We start from the raw sequence: 24,706 nt of genomic DNA, 5'->3' as shown, positions 1-24,706 counted from the left end.
ACTGTTTCGCAGTAAGGGTAGGCTGGCTGCTTGCAACCAGCCTACCCTTGCTTCATTTTTCCGAGCAGTCAGCTTTTTCTCTGAGTCTGGTTATTATCCATATTTAATATGGTGTAAAGAGGAAAATGATCAGAGCCTGTGAGTTTTAAATTACCAATAGCACGCAGGTCTTCATCGTTTGGATATAATTCCCAAAGATTGGAACTGATTACCTGACCATCAATCGGGGTTAGATTGCGTGAGATGATATGATCAATAATTCCTGAGTTGATATCTCCTTGATTATCAAAAGGATGGGTCCACTCCTCTTTGTTTAAAAAATAAAGTACGTCTATAAAATGGTTATTCACTAAGACTTCTTGTATGGGAGCTGACTGAGTCCCATAATTGAAATCGCCGGCAATAATATCGTACACATCAGAGGCCGGGGGCATTAAGGTCATGAGGGTTGATAATTCAAGATAGCGATTGCTATCAAGTGCTGTATCAAGATGGATTGACGCGGCGCGTATCTTTTCCCCCGTGCTGCAAAGCGCTCCTTCAAAATAGGCCGAATGGTTTCCATCATTGGTTAACGCTAAATCTTGAAAAGATACTTGGCTAAAGGTTGATTTTTTTACAAAAATAGCGACCCCATTGGGCTCCCATGGGATATCTGGTGAAATCCAATCTGACCAGTAATCTTTATCGTGATAGGCTTGGAACGAATAGAACTTACTCTCTAAAGCTTCTTTGTAATAATTAAATTCATTAGCAGTGGTCTCTTGAAGCGCTATGATATCTGCTTTATCGCTGATGCTATTTAAAAAATGGATAATTTGTTGTCTGCGCGCCTTAGTATCTAAGTAAGGAGCTATGGCGGGTGAATAAAAATCAGGACTCGCCCAGCATGGTGCTAACACGTTTAAACTCATCACAAAGAGATTAGGTTTTTTTGTAATTTTTGAGCTATTGGATTGATGGCATTGTCGTTTTTTCATAGAAATCAATGAGTTCTTTGCAGTACTGTTGGCGGTTATGTTCACGAGCTTAGGAGATATATGCGCAGTTGTCTGCAAAGGTGAGCCACTATAGACTAAGGTATTGCAAAGTAGCATACATAGTGCAACTAGTGTTCTTTTGCATAATAGTTGTTTTCTCATCCCCCACTCCTTTATTGCTGCTGATGAACACAATGTATCTGTTAATTCGGCTTCATTTTTTGAGATTAACTTAGTTTAAGTGGAATTAAATATCAAGAATTAATCAAGTTGAAGCGATTAAGTTTCATTGTTTGGACATGCGAATCTTCAGTGAGCGAGCCTGGTTGCAAGCAACCAGGCCATGCATACCATTTAAAGGTATATGAATAATATTCTGGAAAAGGCTTGTCCCTTGTGTTTTCGATTATTTTATTAATAATAGTGCTTACTCTATTCGCTTTATTAAGATTCATTGTGTCTGAAATTTTTATTGCTCCTCTTGCTCAGGATGAAGAAGCTGAACTTCGTAGTTTTGCTATCGATATCCAAAATAATGAATTCAAGTTGAACCTTAAGGCCGAAGAACAACCGGACCTTTTTGCCCCCTTAAGCTTTTATTCTGGTGGTGGGTTTTGGATTGCGAGAGCAGGATCTGCAATTGTCGGCTCAATTGGACTGCAAAAACTGAATACTGAGACGGGTATTATGAGAAAGTTTTTTGTTAAAAAAGAACTTCGTGGAACCTATCCTAGTGTTGCAATGCTACTTTTCCATCAATTTCTTCTGCAAGCAAAAAATTTAAATCTTAAAAATATTTTTCTTGATACACCAGGAGTGGCGGTAGCCTCGCACCGGTTTTATGAAAAAAATGGTTTCGAACTCGTCAATGACGACCAAAATCTGCCTAATGGATATTCTTTTCCTGATAGAAATTCTAAAATTTATTGTCTCGCTTTATAACTAAGCGTTTATGAAGTTTTTCAATAAAGAAACGGAATGAGCGCTTTTCTTTCCTTAGGATAATTGGAAAACTGTGCGCGATACCACCGATGATGGGCGAGCGCTCGAGGAGCTAAATTGGCTATTGTCCACAAAGTAAAAGAAAAACCGGCAATTGACCAAGTCGCCACTCCCCAACCAATCCATTCGAGAATTTCACCAAAATAATTTGGGCTACTCAAAAAACGAAACATGCCGCCGTAGGGTATTTTGTAAACTCCGGGCTTTTTATTTTTATTAATCGCAAACAAAATGTTGTCCGAATTTACATTGATTACAAATCCTGAAACAAAAAGTATCAAACCAACGATAAAGTGTTGCGTTTGCAATGTTGAAAATGTAATTTCTTGAAAATGAGTCAGCCAATAGGCATTTACAAAACCATTCACTGTCGTAAAAAACGTGGCGGATATCGTGATAAAAATTGGAACCTGTTTCGCATTTTTCAGGCGAAACGGATAGATTAATGAGCGATAGACATAATGGAGTTGCCACATTGCAAAAAATACCCAGGTATAAGCAGATGGTTTGGCCATTAGAAAAATAAGCAAAAATGTGATCACAGATGGCAATTCCATCAAACACCAAGAAACATTCGCTGGGATTTTAAGAGATTTATTCCCTTGCTCATAACGTCCATAAGGCGCTCGTTTGAAAAAGAGCGTGAAGAAAACCATAATGGCTATAGCATTCCAGAAATAAAGAAATAAAGTGAGATTGTTTTGAGTCATATTTTAATCTTGCCAGACTGTGAAAGCCAATGAAGCGTATCATGGATCGTTGTCTCGATTTCAGTTTTCTTGTACCCCAATTCATTTTCCGCTTTCGTACAATCCACTTTGGGTGGATACATCAACGTCTCAATTGAGTATTTTGTAAAGAGCGGTTCTGTATTTGTGATTTTAGAAAAAAACTCCATGAGGGGTACCACACAGGAAAGCATGCTTGGGGGAAGAAACAAACGAGTCATTTTTTTTTGTTTTACAATGGCTATCAACCTGAGCAAATGATGCATGTTTATGTCGTGGCCACCTAAAATATAGCGCGCTCCAGATTTGCCTTTTTCAGCAGCGGCTATCGCCCCTTGAACCACGTCACGAACGTCAACAAAATTATATCCTCCTCGAACCAGAATAGGGATGTGTCCTTTGTATATTTTAATTATTGCTGTTCCCATGAGGGACAATTTATAGTCATTGGGACCAATTGTTCCTGTGGGATTAACCACCACCGCATTTAATCCTTGCTCACAACTATCAAGCACTATTTTTTCAGCATAGGCTTTAGATTGATCGTAAATATTCACGGATTCTAAAGCAAGCGGGCAATCTTCATTTAAAATGTGAGGCGTATTGGATTTTTTAGAACTTTGAGTGAGGGCGTGGATGGAACTAAAATGAACGAGCTTGTTGACTTGATTTTTAAGACAAGCATTGATCACATTTTGGGTGCCCTGGATGTTTGTTTTACGGACATCGTCTGCTTCTCGATTGGTAATAGAAATTTTTGCGGCTAAATGAAAAACTGTATCGATATTGTGAGTCGCGTCATACAACGACTCCTGATGTAAAATATCTCCCTTGCATACCTCCAAAGGAAAATGAGAGAGATATTTGGGTATTTCACTGCGCACAAGTATTCGGACATCATATTGCTTTTTAATAAGCTCAGCAATGAGGTTATTTCCAATGTGTCCACTAGCTCCAGTGACTAATATTTTCATGATTTTTAACTTATATTTAGTTATATCCAGCCCTTTTTAAAAACATCAGGAGTCGGTCTTGCCAAAGACGAACAACCGAGAGAATGACACGATGCCTAAGCGGTCCGCATCGACCAGGGCGTTCACCGTCCCTGCAATGAAAATATTGTAAAACTCTGAAAAGCCCTTTGGAAACAGACGAGCTGTTTCAAGGCCTGAAATCGCGTTCCCTACTGCCCGAGAGCGAAGCGTACCAGCCAGCAGCTTGTTTTCGGTAAAGAAATAGCTCCACCCAAGCTCTTTTGAAATTTCTGTTTCAGAAAGTAGGCTTAGGCCGACGCTGCGGGCTGCATTTATCAGATCTTCACTCGAGTGCAGGGGCGGCATACCAGTCACAAACTCAATCCGCTCAACCAGAGCGCGATGTTGTGGATTATTTGCATCGTATTTAGATGTCAGAACTGCGTCATAGACTACGTATCTTGCATTCGGCTCCATGACACGATGGACGTGTCCAAATACTTTGGGCAGCAAGTCATTGGAAATGTATTTAAGTGAGTAAATGCTGTAAGCCGAGGCCAGGGAATTATCAGGAAACGGCAAATTTTGTGTATAGTCCCCCTGTGTGACTTCGCACAAGTGGTCCAGATTTTGTTCGCGATTGAGGGCGTTCGCTCGATCTACTTCGGCCTGAGACAATGTGACCCCAAGCACTTTTCCCTGGGAAATCCGGGCAATATCACGTGCTGCGCCACCAAGACCGCAGCCCATATCAAGCGCTGTTTTTCCGGGTAAAAGGCAGAGCGCTGAATTGATCTGCTTATGCAAGTTGGAAATGGTCTCCTCGCGTGATTGTCCTACATGATCGGGCGGATAAAAAACCCAACTGGTGCCGTAAGCGATCTCAATCACTTCCGCCATAAGGTCATAATAATGGGAGGCAACGACCGTATGATTATGAGTTTGCTTCGCAAGAGAGAATAGGCGGTCGTGCTCTTGGACAAAAGAACTCAAGTCATTCCGTCTTAAGAGGAAGCGGAACGTCTTCATGTAATTGATTAACAGCGACATAGGTTTCCTCCTTGAATTTGAACTCACACAACAATTTTGATTCCCTAACACTAATTATTGTTTCGATTATTCTTAAATCTAGATGCAATAGCATAATTTATCAATAAATTAGCCTCAACTATGTAATTGTCACAATCAACTATTGTAAATAAATTGCAATTCTTGTCTCGCTGATGAGTGAGTTTTGTTGGGTGTACTCAACCTACGTGTTAACACATTGATTTTTAATAATTATATAAAACGCTTAAGCTCTCGATTAATAGAAAATATATGTCTATGATACATTCTGTTTATGAAATAATTACTTTTTCTCTAGGGAGATAGAAATGTTTTTTCTACATGAAATCAAACGAAATTTATCGAAAAATAAAAAACCAACGGTTAAACAAGAAGTAGGACCTTCCCCTGAAATTATTGCTCAAGTAATCAGGACAGTAAAAAAACGTTTTATTAAAGGTCCAATTTACGCCAAAGAGCATGCAAGAATTAAGGACAAATCGTTTATTCGCCCTTCAAATAGCATTCCTAACACTAATTTTTCTGCTACAGCTGGTCCCAAAAATGCAGATGATTTGATTCGTTTCTTTAAAGACACTCTATTCCGCGACCCACCTATAGCATACATCATCGCAATAGGTAATCGTGTCTCTGAATTAGATACTTGTCCTGCAGGTGTTGATTTTTTAAATTATTACATGAAAAAAAAGAGTTATGATGTTGGACCTTATCATGTTACGAGGAAACATCTCGGCGGTAGTTATGTTTTTCATCATGGACATGAGGAGTCAAAACCCAATATATTTACTGAATCTGAAATCACAGTGAGCACTGAAGGAAATAATCAACGTGTAGGGGTAATTGGGATTGAATTAAAAGACGGGAGTTACATTGATTTAAATATTGATCCAAATGATCAGAAAAAAGAGATACTGTGGAAGATTTTTAAGATTTCAGTCGAACATCCTGTCTTTGTCCACTGTAAACACGGCCATGGTCGAACTGGTCACCTCATTCTCACTATGGAAATCTTAAAGAATTATTCAGCTATTTTTTCAAGCGATGACCCTGATGTAATTACCGAGCGCATACTAGAGATACTTAATAATATGCGTCAACAAAGACCAGGCTTAGTGCATAGCACCAAACAAATAACGGAAGCAATTCATAATGCAATTGTACTGCGCCGCCATGCACTAGAAAAAGGCTATGAAGTGCCGATTGCTGATGATGAAGTTTCTTATTCTCATCGTGCGGCTTATTCTGTATAGAACCTGTTCGAAGTTGCATGTGTAGGTCGGGCCCATGTATCGCCCAGGGATCCGCTTACGCTTGCTTGCAACCGCGCCACCTTGCTATTGAGCTATTCAACTATTCATAATATCTTTATGGTAGAAAACAATAGAGTCAGCAAGGTGATTTACTGATAAAGATGCACCTGGGATTGACATACTCGCTATGTAACGCAAATTGTCTTTTAATCTTTTATAGGAAAATAATGGAGTCATCATTCAATTTATTAGCAATGCAACGTAAGCAAGCTCGACGTCTTATTCTCTTTTTTATATGCAGTGTAGGATTTTTGTTATTAGCACTTATCATTAAATGGCAAGGGTCTATTTTTTTTATTAATACAGCAACTTATCAATTCGCTCATCAACTGCGAACTTCTTTTCTGGATTTAGTTGCTATCTTCATCTGTCTTTTAGGAGATAAGAAAGTCATTATCCCTGTGTTTGCAATAAACAGTGCCTGGCTGATTTATCAACAAAAAACGCGATTGGCATTATATCTGTTTGGGGTTATTGCTCTTGCAGCAATCTTAGCTTTTGTTTTCAAAATCGTTATCGCCTCTCCTCGCCCTGGTGCTATGACGGCAGTACTTAAAAATTTTTCCTTCCCAAGCGGACATGTAACTCTTTGTAGTGCTTATCTGGTTTTTTTATATGCGCTGATTACTCCTTATTTTTCTTCTGCAAAACAGAAAATAACGCTGATTCTTTTTATTGTGATACTCATAGCGGTAGTGAGTGCACGCATCTTATTAGATGCTCACTGGTTAGCCGATGTGGTGGCCGGCGCATTATTAGGGAGTAGTTGTGGCCTAATTGGTGCTTATGGCTATTATCGCAAAACACCAATGACACTCAACGTGGGGTTATTATTAAAAATGTTATCCCTGATTTTTTTAGTGATAAGCAGCCTTTATCTAATATTCTTCTGGCAAAAGATATTGAATACATACCAAATTAAAAATGGAGCTCCTACTTTAGAGAGAACTGCAAAGCTCAACTAAGAAATGATACACACCTGTGCTGGGCTTTCAGCCCAGCCTACGCTTGTTGTTACCTGAAGACAAAATACTACTACACTTACCCTATGGTATTTATCTTTTAAACAAAGGGAATGTAATCATGATAATAAAAAAAACTGTTTGTTGGGCTGCACTGTTTCGCTCAACTTACTAAATTGTAGCCTGGGTAAAGCGAGCCGAACCCGGGGAGCAGAGCCTGATTTTTTTATCTGCAACCTGGTTATGGCTTTGCTTTATCCTGGCTACTTTTTGACTACCAGCAAGCGTAGCAACTGCCTTAAATTTTTAATTCAAGACAGTTGCCACCTTGCTGAGTTTTAAAAATGAGTGGTTTATACCCTGAGGTTAAGGATGAAAAGAATGAGATTTTTTTTAATAATTGCGAGTCTTTGGAGCTATACCTACTATAAGGCGATTCAAACTTTTCCGGCTCATGAGTTATTGATTGTGCCATGCAGCCTCTTACTGTTTTTGGTGATGATAGGCTGGTTATTTGTTTATCATGCTCATCCGGATTGGGTTGAGCGACTCTGGTTTCGGTTAATTATCTGGTTTGGTACTTTAATGATGGGGCTTTGGGCTACGTTCATTTTATTATCTATTCCTCTTGATGTCATTTTTCTCGGAAATTATGTCGTGCAGATGATTTTTAATTCCTCTGCCCACAATCCTGTAGCTCTGGTTACTGTGCATCAGAAAATCAATTATTTTCTTTTAATCTTATCCGCTTGTTTTGCAGGAATAGGCTTCTTGGGGGCGCTTGGAGGACCGAAGGTAAAAAAGATTACTATTTCTACGAACAATGTACCTCAAGAATTAGATGACATGACCATTATTCAAATCAGTGACTTGCATGTTGGTCCTACTATTCGCCAATTTTATGTTGATCGCGTTGTGAAGCTGGCTAATGCCGCCAACCCTGATTTTATTGTGGTTACCGGTGATCTTGCCGATGCAACAGCTGAATCAATTGAGCAACACCTGGAGCCTTTGGCCCGGCTTGAAGCACGTCATGGCATCTATTATGTGACGGGTAATCATGAATACTATTGGGGAATAGAGGGTTGGCTGGATAAAGTAAAGCAATTAGGGTTTCAGCCATTAATTAATGAGCATAAAGTGATTCATGCGAATGGTATTAATATATTGATTGCAGGTGTTACTGATCATATTGGTGGTCACTTTCATCACAGCCATAAACCGAACATCGAGAAAGCACTGCAATCTGATGAGATAACGCAATTTAAAATACTATTAGCGCATAGGCCTGATGTGTGTTTTGAGGCGGAAAAATTAGGTGTTAATCTGCAACTTTCTGGACATACTCATGCTGGGCAGTTTTTCCCATTTAATTTATTACTTCCTTTGGCGTATAAATATTATCGTAGAGCCAACCAACATGGGAATTTACAGCTCTACGTAAACCCTGGAACTGGTTATTGGGGACCAGCTAATCGCTTTGGCGTTCCTTCTGAAATTACTTTGTTGACGCTTAAGAGAGTATGAGTTCTTTTTGTTGGGCTGCACTTCGTTTAGCCCTGCCTACGCGTGCTAAATCCTGTTGCATATTTTATGCGAAAGAGTATAACAAGAGCTTAAACTGTTGACGAATCATCATTCAAAAGATCTGTGGTCAGATCTAGAGGATTTCTGAATTTAGATGTGTCGCAATAATGGATAATTTCTTTTTAAATTTAGTAAATTGCGATATTCACCCATAATAGGAGAATAAACATGGCACTTAACTATATTTGTTATATCCGTAATGGACATTTGCAAATCGAAGACGCGGATGCGGCGGGAGGCCCTAAGTCAGATGCAACGCTGTATTCTAGTGACCCAGGATATCCACAACGCGTGCACTTCCAGCACCCTGGAAAACATCCTTATAATCAGTATAGTAAAGAAGCATTGGCTGTAGCTGCACATAATGCCTGGACTGCCAGTTATTCGGATGCGCCTTATCAGCAAGGCGGAGTCGATGTTTTGCATGGGCCTGCGCGTCACGTCTCATATGCTCGGGTAGAAGCATTGGCGGAGCCTGAAGAGCTTGTATTCGGACTAAAAATATAAAAAAACAGACTCTACTCTTATGCTGACATCGGCTCAGAATTATAGAAATAAACTATATATAATGAGAAATAAGACTTGTACGGCACTCACTGCGAGTCCGTTTTGTATCATTGCTTTAACATTTTCGCTGCCAGCAAAACCCATGGCTGCAAACATATTCGCTCCTGGATAGGCATAATTAGTAACACGGGTTGCGAAGATCATGCATAACGCAAACGTTATCATCGGCAATTGCATCTGCAGTACACTAGACGAAAAAAGCTGATGTAACATTTTAATGGTTGCTTCAGCAGCGCCTGGCATGCCAAACGCTCCAGTGAAGCCAATTAACATTGACAATACAGGTTTGCCACCTAAATTAATTAATGGGGTTAATAGTTCGGTTAAGGCATTAAATCCCCCTGCCTGATGAATCAAAACCATAAAAGGATCAAACAAAATAAACAAAAAGAAGAGATGTAGGCTTTTGCGCATTCCTTCAACTAACAATTTAAAAATTTGTTTTAAGCTTAATTTACTCACTAATCCAGTAAGCAGCGCGAGCAATAACATAACAAAAATAACGTAGGAGGTTTTGGCCTGAGTCAATAAACCATAGACGACGCACGCCATAAAGGAGAGCAAAAAAAGTAATGTGGCGCGCTTTTGCTGTTTACTGGGAACAAATGGCTCTGAGGTGTCCTCGTCTTCGCAAGACTCATGTGCATATTGTCGCTGTAATTGGTTAGCCATAACCCATGTAGTCATTAAAGTAATTATGGCTACTGGGAGAGATGCATATAAAAGGACAGACTGATAACTTAGGCCGGTAATGCCCAGTAAAGCCACTACAGGCGGCGCAAAAGGCCCAATAATTAAAGCTTCTTCAGCCGAAGCCTGCATTAACACCGCCAAACTTGGGCGTGAGAGCCCCACCGAACCTGCAATAGGGCGTAAGCTAGGTGCTAAAATAGCCAATCCTCCAGCCAAGGTGCCAAGCAAACCGACAATGACAAACGACGAAAGTACTATGCCAATTTTAGCTCGTCGTTGTGTATTAACCCCAATCCCATAAACAATTTGGTGCACCAAAGTATGACTGACTTGGGTATGCGTTAAGACCTCACCTAAGCCATGGCCTAACATGATAATAAAACCAACTAAGGCCATGAATGAGCCTAAAGCTGCAGCCATAGAATTGCCGATGGCAATGGGGCTGCTTAGATTCCACAAATAGCCTAGGCCAACACAGAGTGCCGTCGCGATTAAAGGATCAACATTGCGAAATAACATCACGACATAAAGAACAATAATGACTAAACTGGCTAACTGCATGTAAAAAGACATTAATGGATCACTCCAATCTTATTTAATCCCTGGGCAATGCCTTCAATTCCTAAGCCTGGTTTGTCTGACAAGATGATTTTATTGCCAAGACGTTGTGCCCCACCAGAAATATAATTGTCACGAATCAAATAAATAGGATCAAGGTCTGCGTAGGCAATATCTGGCTTACTTACAGCAAAACTGGCTATTGCAGCAACCCCAATTGGCGATTCCAACATACAACCGACCATTATTTTCATGTGTGCGGCTTTAGCAATATGATAAATGGCTTGAGCATTCTCAAGGCCCCCCGATTTCATCAACTTAATATTGACACCATCACAGGCATTAATTTTGGCAATATTCAGTGTATCCTCAGGGGAAAAACAAGCCTCGTCGGCAATGATGAGACATTCAACTTGTTCGCTAATAGTCTTTAAGTGCGGTAGATCCCGTGCGTTAATGGGTTGTTCGATCATCGGAATATGCAAATGCTGTTGTTGCAAAGCATCAATAACCTTTAAGGTTTCATCATAAGACCATCCTTGATTGGCATCTACAAGTAAGGTGATGGAATTGCCTACTGCGCGGCGAATTGCTTGGACGCGTTGGATGTCTTCAATTGGATTTAAGCCTAATTTTATTTTAATGGTTTGGTGTCCTTGATGGACCAGCTCAACTGCATCCTGCACCATTGCATCAATCTCTTTAACGCTTATAGTTATACACGAACTAATACTGTTCGTATTCCCTCCCAGCAATTTATAAAGAGGCAAACCACAGTATTGGGCAAACAAATCATGCAATGCCATATCAATGGCCGCCTTTGCAGAAGTATTACCTGCGATGGCTTGGTTATTCATTTGGAGTAATACATTCAGTTCAGAAATACTGCGTCCAATTAACTGTGGCCCCAGAATGGCTTTAACTGCATTGATAATCGATTCCGTATTGTCGCCAGTGATGGCTGGAGTTGACGCTGCGGAACCATAACCTAGATTGCCACTATCCGTTTTAATTATGATGACCACATCCTCAACGCATTCAGTGCGTCTTACGGCCGTTATAAATGGACGAATTAATGGAATCGTTAATTGCGCAATATGAATTTCCGTAATGTTCATCTAAGCACCTTTTAAATTATTGCGTCTAAAAATGCATTCTTTATCGTGAGAGATTAACACTTGATTAGTGAGAATACAGAGTCCTGAAATACTATTTTCAATAGGCAATTTTAGCTCATGATAATCAGTAACGGTTCCAGTCACTGCTTTATAAACCATGAAACTCCCTTCGACTAACTCCACTACTGTTTCGGTCGCCGGGGTGATCTTATGTACTTCATTCGCGGCAAGTTGTATAAAAACCCGCAGATCAAAGTGTGCACTGGCAAAAACAGGTTGAATTTTCATAATCTGCTTTAGCAATTTAACATTATCTAATAACGTGTCCATGAATGTAGTTCACTCTTTCTGAGATGGGGGCGGACCGGACCCGGTTCGTCCCCAAAGTAGATAATAAGTTCAACTTTATCTTTGTTGATATAGGGTTCATATGATTTTAGTGCGGCAAATAATTTTTGGGCGTGAATGGGATCCACTGCATACATGGTAACGGTAGCAAAGGTTGTCACCACGCGCATAACCTTTACTTTGAGTTTCCCAACTTTAATCCAAGAACTTGGTTTGTATGGAAACCACTGATCAAAGATAAAGGCATATTTAACATTTTCTTTGCTCATCAAGTCACTTATCCAATCTGAGCTTGCACGATTGAGTTGTGCAATACGACTTTTTTGCGATGCAGTTGAGCCCAAACCATAAAGGTCAAGTACATATTTTCCATGGCTACGAAAGGAGATTAAACCCACGTCATTGACTGCAACTGGGTCATTTAACAAACGGAAAATATTAGCCATTTGCACTTGTTGATAGAAAATATTTGCAGATGCAAGAGGGATTAAAAAATTAATGAGGAAGAGAGAATAACAAATAACGGGTAATGCAAAGACTGTTGGAAAGATTGGCAAATCAAGGTCAATTAGCAAGCGTACTGCTAAGATAACAATAAATAAAACAAAATAAGCTTCATATCTTCCAAACCCGCCAAAGTGGCCAAATAAAAAATGCAGCATGCTAGTAAAAAAAACAACTAAAGCAAGTTGCGGATCTTTTTTCCATAAAATTATTTCTATGGCTACGATGACTAACAATAAGTAAATATATTGCCGTACGTTTACTTTTAAGTTACTAACGATTGGAATGTATTTCGCAGTAATTGAGCTGGGTAGCAAACCCAATCCTTGGTAATATAAAAAAGTACTAAACAAACCGAGAATAAATAAAATCGATATCAGCCCAATAGAAGCCTTTAAGCGATAACCTTTATAGAAAAGATAACATAATATAGGAATTGATATCGCTAAACCTTCATAACGCACCATAGGCAATACCACCAAAGCAATCATCTGATAATTGGGGGGGGCGCTGGTTTGAATGCACCATTTTTCTTTATATAGAGGGTAGACACCTAATACGATTAAGAAAATTTGTAAACTATGTTCCATACCAGTAAAAACAAGTCCATAGCCATTAATTGAAAGCAAAATTATAAAAATTAATAAAACCCGCGACTTAATCGGTATGTCTTTAAAAATCAACAATAATAAATGCACCAATCCAGCCAGGCATAATAAATTGATAAATAATGGAACAAATTCAAAATAACTGCCAAAGATAGAGAACGGTGATAATAAAAAGGGCCACAGGATACTTGATGATGGGGCAGATACTTCACCTATATTAATGCCATAAAATCCATGCCAAATATTTTTAGCTAGAGTCAAATGGATATATGGGTCATCTAAAGTATAAATAAAATGATTATCAGTAAAATGCATTACTAATATAGATATTAAAACAAAAGGAATTAATACTAATAAAGTGTGACAAATAAGCTCTTGTCTTAAACTCAAAAAGGGTGTTTTTTCAGCGTCCAGAACATGATTATTCATTAAAAAAATCCGTAAACCCATTCTTATGAAATTTTATTAAATAATAACCACTGCGGCTTCGATGGGTGTTATCTATTTAATAATAATTAATTCGTTAATTAGTCGAAAACCATAGAGATTCTGGAATTATTTATCAACTCAAACTTAATTTGCCATTTTTATACATCTCTAACGAATCTTAGGATACTTTTGAGGTCATGTCCAAAAGAGCAACTAGGCTTACTGATTATGGACTGTACTGAAAAACAAAAAGTACCCAATATGCTAAAATGAGTATTATAGTTGTTTTGGGGAAATATCATGTATGAACCTAAAGAAAAAGAGCCTAATAAACCTATAATTTGGAGCATTAGCCCCAATAATCCCAAACAGAAACCCATGTTCATCCAGACTTTGCAACACATGAAAGAGGGTGGATGGTTTATTAGAGAAACAAGTTATACCGGTGTTTTATCTGTAGTAAAGAAAAAAGGAAATGCATATAAAGAAACATTCTTTACACTTGCACCAGACCTTATAGCAGAAAAAGATGGGGCATTAGTCCCCAATCTAGATGACAAAGGGCATCACAAATGGGTTTGGAAAGAAACAGAACCTAAGGATCTCAAGCCATATTTAAAAGCGCACTATACTCATGATACTACTGAAATACAGGATGGGGCAGAAAAATTAAGTGTAAAAGATGACTTAATACAAGGAAGAACTGCTCAATTCAGAGATGGGTCTATGAAAGAAGATAGGACGGTTAGGCACACAGGTGTTATGTTTCAATTAGCAGGACAGTCTGCAACAGATAGCCTTTTCGCTGCTTTAAAACGCAAAGGCTACGAAGGTGAACCTGTACCAGCTCCACAAGGTTATCAAGCAATAGGGTGTAAAAGTGCGGTGACGTTAGAAAAATATAAATCTTATGAGCCATATCAGATGGCACATACACATGAAATAGCCCACTTTAAAGAAGGTATCAGAAGTGCGAAAGGCAGCGAACTGGAGAAAGAGCCAGAAAAAAAAGAGCAAACCTCTTCTAACGCACCGCACTAAATTTAACTGGTGCTAAAAGTAGCACCAATAATAACTGGGCCCCTAGTGACGGCTCACACTTGAATGAGCAGCGTAGTCTGCTTGCTTATCCTTTTTGGGAGGAGTTTGCTGATAATGGCGATAGCTTGATCAACGTTCCTGATTGTCCTTCGAAAAACATGGCGCCAAAGTAATACGGTTGGATCATAGTACCTTGAGTCATTGCCGGAAGTAATGGTGAGCGCGCGATTTCCACGCCAGTTAGCGCATTTCTCCACACTGCGAAATCATTGTGATTGTTACCAGGAATTTCTCCACTAGGAATATCGGTGCCAACCAATACGCGACTTTCTTGGGGATTAATAAGGGTTGTGAATTCAGTGGTTCTTTGATTAGCGGTCCAAATTATATTTAACCCGCTTTCAGAAATTTTAATGGCAGCAATTTTTCCTGGTAAAGAATCACTTGCGTAAATCAAGTTAGTAGTAGGATCACCAGAAACAGACATAGGTGCCCAGCTTATCGCTTGTCCCATATCCGCAGTAGCAGTAGAAAATGCTTCTCTAATCTCCAATGGGATAGAATCTCCTAAAAATGGCTGAATAGAAAACTGATTCGCTGCATTATTTTGGTTAATGCTAATTACACTCAGTGCTGTTGCTGAAGGGAGCGTATTAGTTTGTGCTACGACCCAATCATTTATCACCACAAACGAAGTACACAGCGTTTGGCCGGGCAATGTGATTGTGCCAGGATTCCATGAATTATCTTGGATTAAGATACCATTTTCTACTATATAGCGAATAGCTGTTGTCGCTTCAAGTAAATAAACATAATTTTTATTCTTATATTGAGTCACCGTTGGTCTTGCACCTACAGGGGCTGGCAGAGTGATGTTATCAATTACGCGCATGGTTTTTGGGTTAACTGAAATTAAAATCGAAGGTGGCACATCCGTTGGATCTGGGCAGTGCAATAAAGCGTCAGGACCTTGAACAGTACAACCTGCTTGGCGGTATACTGATTTCATGATAATAGTTCCATCTGCCGTAGCATTGAAACCATTGAATGAAGTGTTTTTAGGAAGTCCATGTCCAGTCGGAAGTACTAATGTTGTAATGACTTGTCCCGTTTCCGGATTAAGTTTTGCTAATCGGTAACCGTAGCTTACATAAAGATATCCATCATTTAAAATGCCTAAGGAACCGGGATAATCCCATTCTCCATTTTCATAGGTATTAATTAACTGATTATACCAAATAGGTTGAAGTGTGGCGGGATTTACTCGAGCTACATAGGCACCAATCGAGCCAGGGACATCACCATAACCGCCACCATAGATGAAAGCATAATTGGAATTAAGATAAGACATGTTATATCCAGAAGGATAGTTTGTGGCGGAATTGATGGTATTGACTACATTATTTCCATTCATTGAACCACCAAAGCGGGCCTGTGAAAATACATGAGAACGGCCAGAATTATAATGCTCAAACGCTTCTAAAGAGGGATACCATGGGGCATTATTGTTCTGCTTTATCTCAATATTTGCCGCAGTTTTATCGCTTACTGTGAATAGACAATAACCATTATTGATTGCTGTACAACCAGACAACACATAACCTGGGGTATTAATTTTAATCCCAGCAAATGGATAGGAGTGATTGGGTATTGTCGTAAATATAATTAATGTTAAGGCAGAAACATTATAATTCTGACAGGATATAGGTCCTTTACCGTTCAAACATAGAGTAATATTGAGATTTTCGGGTTCACCCGTTGCCGAAACATTAAAAAACAGGCCACCTGCTGAAAAAGCACTTTGATAAACTATCAACAGTAATGTAACAACTATATTCCTTAAGTATTTCATCATCAGTCAATCCATAAACTTAAAAAGAGTTACGTATTTATTTAATACATTTAGTGTCGAGAGAATCTTGACATAAATCAAAGAACTTGTAACTACATCCTAACACAATGAGACTACAAACAATGATTCTATTTGATTTTTAACACTTGCCGGCAAAGTTGGATGTTTTAAGTCTTGAGTGTTTCGTGCTGGTCCGTAAGCTGGCTATCTAAAAGTCTTTAAACACGTACAGATTTTGCTTAACCTCAAAGGGTTAAGAGTTCGGTGCAGAGGCACGTCTTCAGGATACTATATTGGTTATGTTTACTGTGGTTGGGAAACAGACTCTTGTGTTGCTGCTTTTGCGGGCATCTTAAAATCCTTAAGATCAGGAAGATCATTCATTTCACCTGCTTTGGGCAGTAAAGTTTTACCGGTAATTTCTTGTGGCCCATCTTTTCCTGGTTTATAGAGTTTTCCATCACCATTAGAGTAGGCAATGACTTTATTGGTTTTTTCATCAACCATGATAAAACTATTTCCTGACTCAGCTTGTTTCTTGAAAAAGTCAGTCATGTCTTCATCTGATTTAAAAGTCAGTTTTAATCGACCATCTTCACCTTTCTCAGGTGGATTATCCTTAAACCATTGCTCCCCACAATGTTTTTTATAGGCTGCAAGCAGTGCTTCAACCTGTTCACTTTGAATACCAATGCTTTTTTTCTTGCGTTGAGCCTCTTCTTCTTCGGAAGCTTGTAGTGCCTGTACCGAAGAAGTCTCGGATACTGTTGGTTTAAGAGGTGCCATTGGCAGGTCATCGTCTAAAGTGGGCGATGAGAGATTGTTCTTTACCCAGTTGTTAATCATGCTCTTTTGAGCGGATGTTTGCACACCAGACGCTACACCGCCACCAATTGCCAACCGGCCAGGGGCGGTTGTTTGATTCGTCCAGCCTAATAATACACCGCCATCATCCATAAATTTAGAAGCACCTTTAAGGCTTTCTTCTACGTCAGTATCTTTAGCTTTCACAGCCTTTCCTGTGCTGTCGTATTTCATCGTGGTAATAGGAACTGTGCGGTAGACACCCTGTAAATGTTGATATTTGGGCGTAGTGAGTAGTTGTTCGATTTCGGAGATTACAGCTGCTTGATTCGATCCATCAGTTCCTGTTTTCCAACCGCCATTTTTGTAAGTACTTTGAATTTTATCTGTTTGCGCTTGATTGGCAGAATAAGTGATCCCCACCGTTTTAGCTCCATTGGCATGTTGTCTGGCTACTTCATCCAGAATTTGCGCTGCTTGTGCTCTGGTTGAAACTCCAACGCCATTTTTCTCAAAATCTACGCGGAAGGGAACAATACCTTTGGGCATCTCAAATCCTTAAATTGTGTCAATATTTTAAGCATAGTTAATTCGGGTTTTTTTTTCAATGATGTCAGAGCTGGGCTGAAACAATTTTGAATACTAGATATAGATATCGGGAGATTTGTATCCCATGTTAGTAGCTTGCTTGAGTGAATGAAATCATTGATTTTGATTTTATATCTTGACAGGCAGTTTTTATAAAGAATCCCAGGCTATTTATTGAGTGAATTAGATGATGTGATGGTGTGCAGTAAAATAGTCAAATTCAGCCTTTTACAAGGTAATGAATCATGATGCATTTTAAATCTGGGCGTTATCATTACTTATCGATGCTCTAATCATTTGAATAATTTTTTTACTTACTAAATTGTTATGTTTTTCAGGTCTGTAGACCAAACAAATTTCATCTTTAAATATGGGCGCATTACTTAGTTTTTTAAGATGTTGGTATTGATGGGTAACCCTTGTGGGTAGAATGCCATATCCAAGACCTAAGGCTGTTAGCTTGGCGATAACCTCAAGGCTAGTAGAGTTAATTACCCCGTTAAAGGCGATCTTTTTGTCAATTTTTTTAAGTATATATTGTGATTGAGCAAGCTTTTTATCATAAATAAGCTTATTTTGTGCATTCTGGGCATGAAAGACTGAAACTTCATCAGTAGAGAGTTTGATGATAACGAGATCAGGATGTTGTATGGGGTTAACAACAATACCGAAATCCGCTTCCCAACTAATTACTTTTTCAGTCATCTCTCTTGAATGACCATGGATAAAATTAAAGTTCAGCTTTGGATATTCAACTTGCAGTTGTGGCATAAAGTACTGAAGTGCGTATAGAGCGACTGATGGGTGCAGGGCAATGGTATAGTTTCCTTGCACAAAGCCTGATTCAGGATGGGCTATGTTTTGGACTTGTTCCCATTCATAGATGAGTCGATGGGAACGTTGCTTAAACTCTTCTCCGAGTTTTGTCAGTTGGATCCCATTTTTAAGCCGAATAAATAGTGCTCCGCCAAGTTTATTTTCCAGCCTTTTTATAGAGTAACTAAGCGCCGGTTGCGATATCCCAATAATTTCCGAAGCCCGCGTAATATTGAGCGTATCACTCGCCGCGATAAAATATTTTATATCATCCAATAATAAAGACATAAATCATCAATTGAATATTTAGGCATAAATAAAATTTATCACAATCATTGAAATAAATCATTTTAATGATTTGTTGAAGATCTGTACTCTTTATTCTTAGGAGGTACGGAACATGAAAAATACAGCGTTCACTTTAATTACCGAAAATCATGACACTAAAGATTACGTACTTAAAAATTCATTAGATAAAGGCTCTTCTCTAGAAATGGCTCAAAGAATATTAGCTGAAATAATGATTTTTCGTCGCGTCCCAGAGGCTGTTCGTTTGTGTGATAGAGGATGTCAAAAGTGCGCCTCTGCGTATTTGCCCAAAATCATCTCCGCGGTGAAACAGAATGAACCGGTTACTTTTATATTACCGGCCTTTCCCGGAAAGTCCCCAAACCCTGAAAAAGTTTTGGGTCCCTTACCTGATTATGCGGAACGACTTTCTCTGCATTTTTTGGGAACATTGTGTCAACGCATAAAAAAAATTTATACCCCCGGAATTAAAATTGTCCTGTGCTCCGATGGCAGGGTTTTTAGTGATGTAGTTGGCATGGAAGAAGCTAATGTCACGGCTTACCAAGTTGAGCTAGAGAAGCTTATAAAAGAAATGTCTTTTGCAGACATATCCCTTTTTAATCTGGATTACTTTTACAAGAATCTTCACTTTGTGCAAATGCGTGATGAGCTTATGAAACGCTATGGACAGTCCTTAGAGATTCTTAAGCTTAAGATTCGTAACGGCGCCAAACCCTCAGCAAGTCCTGATGAGCAAGAAGCAAATCGTATGTACAGTGGCATCACGCGGTTTTTATTTGAAGACGCCATGCATGCGGGGCAAACAAAAAGTCGTTCTGCCATCCAAAAAGAATCTCGCTCTAAAGCATATGAGGTCATAAGAAGAAGTAATGCTTGGAGCATGTTAATTGCTGAGCGCTTTCCTGAGGCAGTGCGCTTGTCCATTCATCCCCAAACGTGTGGCGCAAAAAAATTAGGAATTCGTTTAGTAGGAAATGAAAGCTGGATGACCCCTTGGCATGGTGTTGCTGTGGAAAGTAAGAAAGGGTATGTCTTACTGAAACGCTCAGAAGCGGAGGCTTTAGGTGCAAAATTAATTTATGCTGCAGACGGCCGGGACAGTCATTATCAGTTAATGGCGGAGGTGTAATATGAATTATCAAGTAACTCATCTAAAACCATTTGGTGTGCTCTTAGAGGCTGTATGTGAAAAGATATCGGTGAGCGAGGTGGATGTAGAGGACTTACGGCGTTTATTTAGAAAGAATCAACTCGTGGTATTAAGAGGGTTTGCTACATTTCACAATGCCGAGGATTTTTCTAACTATTGTGAATTATGGGGAGAAGTGAGTCTGTGGCCTTTTGGCAAGGTGCTGGAGCTAATTGAGCGAGAGGATCCGGAAGATCACATTTTTGATAATAGTTATATGCCACTGCATTGGGATGGTATGTATCGACCTCAAGTTCCTGAATACCAGATTTTTCATTGTGTCAACGCACCTTTGCCTGGACATGGGGGAAGGACCACTTTTTCAAATACCATTTTAGCTTTAAACAATACATCTTCTGAATTAAAAGAGCTTTGGCATAAGGTGACTGGTACTTATCAACGAAAAATGGAGTTTTATAGTAGTAAGACGGTATCACCAATTATTACGAAACACCCGCAACAGGATTGTTTTGTAATTCGTTACAATGAGCCTCCTTCCGCAGAGAAAGGTCATTTTGTGAACCCACCCGATCTTGAATTTACGGGTATTAACCATGAAGAGTTAGCTCGTTTCCATCAAAGTTTAGAAAGAGCGCTTTATTCTCCGAATAATTTCTATGCCCATGAGTGGCAAACTGGAGATATCGTTATTGCAGATAATTTTTCACTATTGCATGGTCGAGAAGGATTTGTCTCTAAGTCTCCGCGCCATATTCAGCGCGTTCATGTTTTGAGTAATCCTCCTCTTGCTAATCCAGGTCTGGAGTCGTACATATGAGTGTACAGGTTGCAGATATCATGATTGTTGGCGCAGGTCCAGTCGGTCTTATGTGTGCCTACCTAGCACAACTTTGTGGTTTGCAGATGGTGATTGTCGATAAGTCTGATGGTCCTTTAGAAGTTGGGAGAGCGGATGCGTTTAACGCACGCACTTTACAGCTTCTTGAATTGGTTGATTTATTTGATGAACTCTATCCTTTAGGAAAGACCTGCAATACCAGTTCTGTTTGGGCAGATGGCAAATTCATTTCTCGACAATCGTCATGGTGGGAAGAACTGGAGGGGTGTTTGCATAAACACTTTCTTATGCTGGATCAATCCTATATAGAAAAACTGTTAGATAAGAAACTAAAAGAGTCTGCGGTAGCAGTAAAACGTTCAGCAGTCATTGTCGACATTGAGCTTAATGAGGCAGGCTGCCTTACAACTCTTGCCAATGGGGAGCGTATTCAGTCTCGATATGTCATTGGTGCAGACGGTGCACGCTCCTTTGTGCGCAATCACTTTGAAATCCCTTTTGAAATTATACGTCCGCAAATTGTTTGGGCTGTAATCGATGGCATTATAACCACCGATTTTCCCAAGGTTCCTGAAATCATCGTCTTTCAGGCAGAAACATCGGATGTGGCCTGGATTCCAAGGGAGGGGGAGATCGACAGGTTTTACGTGAGAATGGACACTCAAGACTTCACTTTGAATGAAGCAATTGAGAAAATTAATCGGGCAATGCAACCGCATACCCTATCTTTTAAAAAGATTGCCTGGTTTTCACAGTTTTCAGTTAAGGAATCTGTTGCTGAGCGTTTTTTCGTGCAGGATCGTATTTTTCTTGCAGGCGATGCATGCCATATTCATTCCGTAAACGGTGGACAAGGCCTTAATACCGGTCTTGCAGATGCATTTAATCTCATGTGGAAGTTAAACATGGTCATACGTTGCGGGGCTCCTGAAGAACTGTTACACAGTTATGAAGACGAACGCAAGCCAGTCGCTCATGATGTGATAAATACTGCGGGTGAGCTTGTCCGTTCGACTAAGTATTCACTAAATGGGACGCATGCCCAAGACTACGTAAAGATTGTACAAAAGCGGGCAGGGAATATCACGGGGATGGGGGTACGTTACGGGGCAGGAGAACTTTGTGGTTCGCGGATCTTTGATTTCGAGCTTTTTAACGGCATGGTCAAAACACGACTTTATTCTCATCTCGATTATATGAAATTCACCCTACTCATTTTCGGTACTTGTGACGTGGATCTAAAACTTCCAGAGTTTATAAATGTCATGTACATTTATCCAAACCAATGTCAGGAGCATTTTTGGACTAACAGTACGGTCTATAAAAATCAGGCAATTTTAGTCAGACCTGATTCCTACATTCGATCTTCGGCACCGCTAGATAAAATTGAGTCTTTATTTGAATTGGGAAGCTTATGCTGACCACTTTAATTTTTTTAGCAATAGGAATGTTTGCTGTAGGTTGCAATACTTTCCTCATCGCCGGTCTTCTTCCGCAAATAGGCCAAACTATTGGCCAACCTGTTGCCGTAACCGGTCAGGGAATGAGTCTATTCAGTGTGACTTATCTTCTTTCGGCGCCTATTTTTTCCATCCTTTTTGCGAATAAGTCGATAAAGCGTATTATTCAACTTGCACTTACGGTATTCATTGTTGGCAATTTAGTAACCCTGTTTTCTGAGCATCTCTTGCCGTTTTTAATTGGCAGATCTCTTGCAGGCATTGGGGCTGGAATTTTTACTCCGTTATGTATCAGCATGGCTGTTTATTTCGCCAGTACTACTACTCAGGGACGCGCATTAAGTTTTTTCTGGAGTGCTAATAGTGCGGGCGTAGTATTTGGCGTTCCTCTTGGACTGTACCTCTCTTCATTATTGCATTGGCAGTTGTCGATTGCTTATCTTGTTATTTTAAGCTTCATCGCCTTAATTGGTTTTTCGCTGCAAAATGCCAACATAAGACTGCCTAAGTCACCACCCTTTGCAGTTAGGCTACGTCTTATGATTGAGCCAAAAACGCTATCGGTAATTGGCATTACATGTTTTACAGCTCTGGCAAGTTTGGGACTATATTCGTATGTCACCCTTATTCAATCAGGCTCTCCTCATTCATTAAGCACGACTCTTTTTAGTTGGGGATTGGGAGGATTCATAGGGAGCTCATTGGTTGGAATCTTTATTGATCGAACCCGAAAACCCCGGGTTATTATGGCTTTAATTTTATTTGGCCTCATGCTGTCTCTGATTGCGATACCATTGACTAAGAACGTGCCTTACTTTGGATTAATCCCTTTTTTCATGTGGGGTGCTTTCGGATGGGCTGTTGCTAATCCCCAACAACAAATTTTATATGAATTACATGAAAATCAGGGGAGCATCCTTGCTGCTATGAATTCTTCGGCCTTAGGGTTGGGAGGGGCCTTGGGGACCTTGCTTGGCGGCTTAATTATTGCGTCTGGATTCAGAGAAATCTATCTTCCTTTTTCTGCTGCAACGTTATTACTTTTCGTATTAATCGTGCAGCTACTATTAACTCACAACGCGAATAAGGGGTATGTTCATGAATAGACCTGTTGTCATTGTCGAGCCGTTATCCTCAGGAATCGAGTTGGCTCCTGCGTTTAAAGCTCGGGGAATCCCTGCTATTGCCGTTACGCTTAAACCGCTAGATTGGAGTGGCTTTGGAGCAACAATTCAAGCTACTGACTTTATTGAGATAATTCCAGATCAACCTAATCTTGTAGAGATGCTTAGAAAGTACGATCCACTGGCCATTATTCCCGGCGCAGAAGAAGGGGTTCCCCTCGCAGACGCTTTAGCGATAGCGTTAACACCTCAGTTCGCCAATGATCCTAAGAAAGCACAGAATAGATTACACAAAGCACTGATGCAAAAAGCGTTACAGGAAGCAGGCGTTCCGGCTTTGAAGACACTCAATACCGCATCCGAAAATGAAGTTGAATCTTGGATTCAGACAAATGGATTAATTGATTCTCCTTTGATAATTAAACCCCCAATCTCTGCTGGTAGTGATAAGGTTTTTCACATTCCAGCACGAGGCGATTGGCAAAAGGCGTTCAACTGCGTTTTATCTGAGCCCTCTAAACTGACTGGGGCAATGAATGAAACGGTTGTGGTCCAGGAGCAGGCTATGGGGACGGAGTTTGCTGTAGGTACTGTGAGTGCCAATGGAAAACACTATTTAACGCATTTAATTAAATACAATAAAACATCCTTTAACGGTCGCCAAACCGTGTATGACTATGTTGAGTTTGTGCCTTATAGCGAAGAAATGTATGGAGCGTTATTTGCTTATACGCAAAAAGCATTAGATGCTTTGGGAGTTCGCTGGGGGGCGGCCCACAATGAAATCATGCTCACTAAAGACGGTCCTCGCCTTATAGAAACTGGTGCCAGGATGTGCGGAGGGCCCGTTGTTGGCTTTGCACGAGAGGCTACTGGGAGTAGCCAGGCGGATAAATTAGTTGAGATCTATGCTGACGGTGATGTTACAACAAAAAAATATCTATTTAAAAAAACAGTGATGCCTGTTTTTTTAAAATCACCTGCTACAGGAACAATAGTGAATGCTGAAATTTTCGCTGATATTGCTAAATTGCCGACTTTTCTTAATGAACATATTTGGTTTAAAAATGGTGATCGCGTACCACAAACAGTCGATTATTTAACGAGTATTGGCATTGTTGGTTTGGCTGGAAACCGAGAATTAATTTTATTAGATTACGAAAAAATTCGAGATATGGAGTCGAAATTAATTATCCATTAAATATAATGCCTGTAATTTGCTCTGCAAGATTATCTTGGGTGTATTTTGGATTTTTTCAGGGCAAATCCATGGTTCAATTTTTGT

22 protein-coding genes are annotated in these 24,706 nt (G+C 39.7%); 11 read left to right on the top strand and 11 right to left on the bottom strand.

All coding sequences use genetic code 11. From position 1 onward, the window contains the following. Positions 1-68 precede the first annotated feature (68 nt). Positions 69-1,142: an endonuclease/exonuclease/phosphatase family protein gene (locus tag BGO44_RS02910; RefSeq protein WP_273198136.1), complete on the bottom strand. Its 1,074-nt coding sequence runs from the start codon at positions 1,140-1,142 to the stop codon at positions 69-71. Positions 1,143-1,436: 294 nt separating this feature from the next. Between BGO44_RS02910 and BGO44_RS02905 the strand changes: the two genes are divergently transcribed. Then, a complete protein-coding gene (locus BGO44_RS02905) occupies positions 1,437-1,922 on the top strand; it encodes a GNAT family N-acetyltransferase (protein WP_273198137.1) in 486 nt (161 codons plus the stop codon). A gap of 20 nt (positions 1,923-1,942) precedes the next feature. Here BGO44_RS02905 and BGO44_RS02900 read toward each other — a convergent pair whose 3' ends face one another. The 3 genes from BGO44_RS02900 to BGO44_RS02890 are packed head-to-tail and all read right to left on the bottom strand — an operon-like array spanning position 1,943 to position 4,734. Further along, a complete protein-coding gene (locus tag BGO44_RS02900; RefSeq protein ID WP_273198138.1) occupies positions 1,943-2,692 on the bottom strand; it encodes a methyltransferase in 750 nt (249 codons plus the stop codon). Continuing rightward, positions 2,689-3,684, bottom strand: coding sequence for an NAD-dependent epimerase/dehydratase family protein (locus BGO44_RS02895; RefSeq protein WP_273198139.1), 996 nt, complete (start codon positions 3,682-3,684; stop codon positions 2,689-2,691). The genes BGO44_RS02900 and BGO44_RS02895 overlap by 4 nt, the downstream gene beginning before the upstream one ends. Positions 3,685-3,729: 45 nt before the next feature. Continuing rightward, entirely contained in the window at positions 3,730-4,734 is a 1,005-nt protein-coding gene (locus BGO44_RS02890) for an SAM-dependent methyltransferase (RefSeq protein WP_273198140.1), read from the bottom strand. 326 nt (positions 4,735-5,060) lie between these two features. On the opposite strand from BGO44_RS02890, the gene BGO44_RS02885 reads away from it, so the two are divergent. From BGO44_RS02885 to BGO44_RS02870, 4 genes are all read left to right on the top strand, one after another. After that, a complete protein-coding gene (locus tag BGO44_RS02885; protein ID WP_273198141.1) occupies positions 5,061-6,002 on the top strand; it encodes a protein-tyrosine phosphatase family protein in 942 nt (313 codons plus the stop codon). A 227-nt stretch (positions 6,003-6,229) separates the two neighbouring features. Next, positions 6,230-7,027, top strand: a complete 798-nt coding sequence (locus BGO44_RS02880) for a phosphatase PAP2 family protein (protein WP_058511215.1) — start codon at positions 6,230-6,232, stop codon at positions 7,025-7,027. Between the two features lie 378 nt (positions 7,028-7,405). After that, positions 7,406-8,551, top strand: coding sequence for a metallophosphoesterase (locus BGO44_RS02875; RefSeq protein WP_273198143.1), 1,146 nt, complete (start codon positions 7,406-7,408; stop codon positions 8,549-8,551). Positions 8,552-8,779: 228 nt separating this feature from the next. Then, a complete protein-coding gene (locus BGO44_RS02870) occupies positions 8,780-9,118 on the top strand; it encodes a hypothetical protein (protein WP_273198144.1) in 339 nt (112 codons plus the stop codon). Positions 9,119-9,157: 39 nt separating this feature from the next. Here BGO44_RS02870 and BGO44_RS02865 read toward each other — a convergent pair whose 3' ends face one another. From BGO44_RS02865 to BGO44_RS02850, 4 genes are read right to left on the bottom strand one after another with little or no spacing between them, the layout of a single operon-like run. Beyond that, entirely contained in the window at positions 9,158-10,444 is a 1,287-nt protein-coding gene (locus BGO44_RS02865) for a TRAP transporter large permease subunit (protein WP_273198146.1), read from the bottom strand. Beyond that, the gene (locus BGO44_RS02860; protein ID WP_273198147.1) at positions 10,444-11,547 is read right to left on the bottom strand and encodes a dipeptide epimerase; all 1,104 of its coding nucleotides are present in this window, start codon (positions 11,545-11,547) and stop codon (positions 10,444-10,446) included. The genes BGO44_RS02865 and BGO44_RS02860 overlap by 1 nt, the downstream gene beginning before the upstream one ends. After that, positions 11,548-11,877: a hypothetical protein gene (locus tag BGO44_RS02855; RefSeq protein WP_273198148.1), complete on the bottom strand. Its 330-nt coding sequence runs from the start codon at positions 11,875-11,877 to the stop codon at positions 11,548-11,550. Then, positions 11,862-13,436, bottom strand: coding sequence for a DUF8728 domain-containing protein (locus tag BGO44_RS02850; protein WP_273198149.1), 1,575 nt, complete (start codon positions 13,434-13,436; stop codon positions 11,862-11,864). Before BGO44_RS02850 ends, BGO44_RS02855 begins: the two co-directional genes overlap by 16 nt. 300 nt (positions 13,437-13,736) lie before the next feature. Between BGO44_RS02850 and BGO44_RS02845 the strand changes: the two genes are divergently transcribed. Continuing rightward, entirely contained in the window at positions 13,737-14,477 is a 741-nt protein-coding gene (locus BGO44_RS02845; protein ID WP_273198150.1) for a hypothetical protein, read from the top strand. Positions 14,478-14,562: 85 nt separating this feature from the next. Here the strand turns inward: BGO44_RS02845 and BGO44_RS02840 are convergent, their stop codons facing one another. The 3 genes from BGO44_RS02840 to BGO44_RS02830 form a co-directional block, all read right to left on the bottom strand. Continuing rightward, the gene (locus BGO44_RS02840; protein WP_273198152.1) at positions 14,563-16,332 is read right to left on the bottom strand and encodes an SMP-30/gluconolactonase/LRE family protein; all 1,770 of its coding nucleotides are present in this window, start codon (positions 16,330-16,332) and stop codon (positions 14,563-14,565) included. Positions 16,333-16,632: 300 nt separating this feature from the next. After that, positions 16,633-17,682: a hypothetical protein gene (locus tag BGO44_RS02835; RefSeq protein ID WP_273198154.1), complete on the bottom strand. Its 1,050-nt coding sequence runs from the start codon at positions 17,680-17,682 to the stop codon at positions 16,633-16,635. A 294-nt stretch (positions 17,683-17,976) separates the two neighbouring features. Continuing rightward, positions 17,977-18,825, bottom strand: coding sequence for a LysR family transcriptional regulator (locus BGO44_RS02830; RefSeq protein WP_058511204.1), 849 nt, complete (start codon positions 18,823-18,825; stop codon positions 17,977-17,979). A 112-nt stretch (positions 18,826-18,937) separates the two neighbouring features. Here BGO44_RS02830 and BGO44_RS02825 point away from each other — a divergent pair, with 112 nt between their 5' ends. From BGO44_RS02825 to BGO44_RS02805, 5 genes are read left to right on the top strand one after another with little or no spacing between them, the layout of a single operon-like run. Continuing rightward, entirely contained in the window at positions 18,938-19,978 is a 1,041-nt protein-coding gene (locus BGO44_RS02825) for an L-tyrosine/L-tryptophan isonitrile synthase family protein (protein WP_058511203.1), read from the top strand. A gap of 1 nt (position 19,979) precedes the next feature. Continuing rightward, the gene (locus BGO44_RS02820; protein ID WP_273198159.1) at positions 19,980-20,816 is read left to right on the top strand and encodes a TauD/TfdA dioxygenase family protein; all 837 of its coding nucleotides are present in this window, start codon (positions 19,980-19,982) and stop codon (positions 20,814-20,816) included. Then, the gene (locus tag BGO44_RS02815; RefSeq protein WP_058511201.1) at positions 20,813-22,258 is read left to right on the top strand and encodes an FAD-binding protein; all 1,446 of its coding nucleotides are present in this window, start codon (positions 20,813-20,815) and stop codon (positions 22,256-22,258) included. Before BGO44_RS02820 ends, BGO44_RS02815 begins: the two co-directional genes overlap by 4 nt. After that, positions 22,252-23,403 carry an MFS transporter gene (locus BGO44_RS02810; protein ID WP_273198161.1) on the top strand — a complete coding sequence of 384 codons (1,152 nt, stop codon included), beginning with the start codon at positions 22,252-22,254 and terminating at the stop codon, positions 23,401-23,403. Before BGO44_RS02815 ends, BGO44_RS02810 begins: the two co-directional genes overlap by 7 nt. Further along, positions 23,396-24,622 (top strand): ATP-grasp domain-containing protein, encoded by a 1,227-nt coding sequence (locus BGO44_RS02805; protein WP_273198162.1) that lies wholly within the window; start codon positions 23,396-23,398, stop codon positions 24,620-24,622. The genes BGO44_RS02810 and BGO44_RS02805 overlap by 8 nt, the downstream gene beginning before the upstream one ends. Positions 24,623-24,706: the final 84 nt, after the last annotated feature.

Origin of the sequence: Legionella sp. 39-23 (assembly GCF_001897665.1) — a bacterium.
Classification (GTDB): Bacteria; Pseudomonadota; Gammaproteobacteria; order Legionellales; family Legionellaceae; genus Legionella; species Legionella steelei.
The sequence above is the reverse complement of the archived record's forward strand: the minus strand, read 5'-3'. Positions and strand labels throughout refer to the sequence as shown.

Coding starts and splice junctions, on each gene's coding strand:
- BGO44_RS02840 (WP_273198152.1), bottom strand. CDS start 16,332: ATGATGAAATACTTAAGGAATATAGTTGTTACATTACTGTTGATAGTT.
- BGO44_RS02825 (WP_058511203.1), top strand. CDS start 18,938: ATGAAAAATACAGCGTTCACTTTAATTACCGAAAATCATGACACTAAA.
- BGO44_RS02850 (WP_273198149.1), bottom strand. CDS start 13,436: ATGAATAATCATGTTCTGGACGCTGAAAAAACACCCTTTTTGAGTTTA.
- BGO44_RS02865 (WP_273198146.1), bottom strand. CDS start 10,444: ATGTCTTTTTACATGCAGTTAGCCAGTTTAGTCATTATTGTTCTTTAT.
- BGO44_RS02885 (WP_273198141.1), top strand. CDS start 5,061: ATGTTTTTTCTACATGAAATCAAACGAAATTTATCGAAAAATAAAAAA.
- BGO44_RS02880 (WP_058511215.1), top strand. CDS start 6,230: ATGGAGTCATCATTCAATTTATTAGCAATGCAACGTAAGCAAGCTCGA.
- BGO44_RS02810 (WP_273198161.1), top strand. CDS start 22,252: ATGCTGACCACTTTAATTTTTTTAGCAATAGGAATGTTTGCTGTAGGT.
- BGO44_RS02890 (WP_273198140.1), bottom strand. CDS start 4,734: ATGTCGCTGTTAATCAATTACATGAAGACGTTCCGCTTCCTCTTAAGA.
- BGO44_RS02845 (WP_273198150.1), top strand. CDS start 13,737: ATGTATGAACCTAAAGAAAAAGAGCCTAATAAACCTATAATTTGGAGC.
- BGO44_RS02830 (WP_058511204.1), bottom strand. CDS start 18,825: ATGTCTTTATTATTGGATGATATAAAATATTTTATCGCGGCGAGTGAT.
- BGO44_RS02895 (WP_273198139.1), bottom strand. CDS start 3,684: ATGAAAATATTAGTCACTGGAGCTAGTGGACACATTGGAAATAACCTC.
- BGO44_RS02910 (WP_273198136.1), bottom strand. CDS start 1,142: ATGAGAAAACAACTATTATGCAAAAGAACACTAGTTGCACTATGTATG.
- BGO44_RS02820 (WP_273198159.1), top strand. CDS start 19,980: ATGAATTATCAAGTAACTCATCTAAAACCATTTGGTGTGCTCTTAGAG.
- BGO44_RS02835 (WP_273198154.1), bottom strand. CDS start 17,682: ATGCCCAAAGGTATTGTTCCCTTCCGCGTAGATTTTGAGAAAAATGGC.
- BGO44_RS02860 (WP_273198147.1), bottom strand. CDS start 11,547: ATGAACATTACGGAAATTCATATTGCGCAATTAACGATTCCATTAATT.
- BGO44_RS02855 (WP_273198148.1), bottom strand. CDS start 11,877: ATGGACACGTTATTAGATAATGTTAAATTGCTAAAGCAGATTATGAAA.
- BGO44_RS02870 (WP_273198144.1), top strand. CDS start 8,780: ATGGCACTTAACTATATTTGTTATATCCGTAATGGACATTTGCAAATC.
- BGO44_RS02805 (WP_273198162.1), top strand. CDS start 23,396: ATGAATAGACCTGTTGTCATTGTCGAGCCGTTATCCTCAGGAATCGAG.
- BGO44_RS02875 (WP_273198143.1), top strand. CDS start 7,406: ATGAGATTTTTTTTAATAATTGCGAGTCTTTGGAGCTATACCTACTAT.
- BGO44_RS02900 (WP_273198138.1), bottom strand. CDS start 2,692: ATGACTCAAAACAATCTCACTTTATTTCTTTATTTCTGGAATGCTATA.
- BGO44_RS02815 (WP_058511201.1), top strand. CDS start 20,813: ATGAGTGTACAGGTTGCAGATATCATGATTGTTGGCGCAGGTCCAGTC.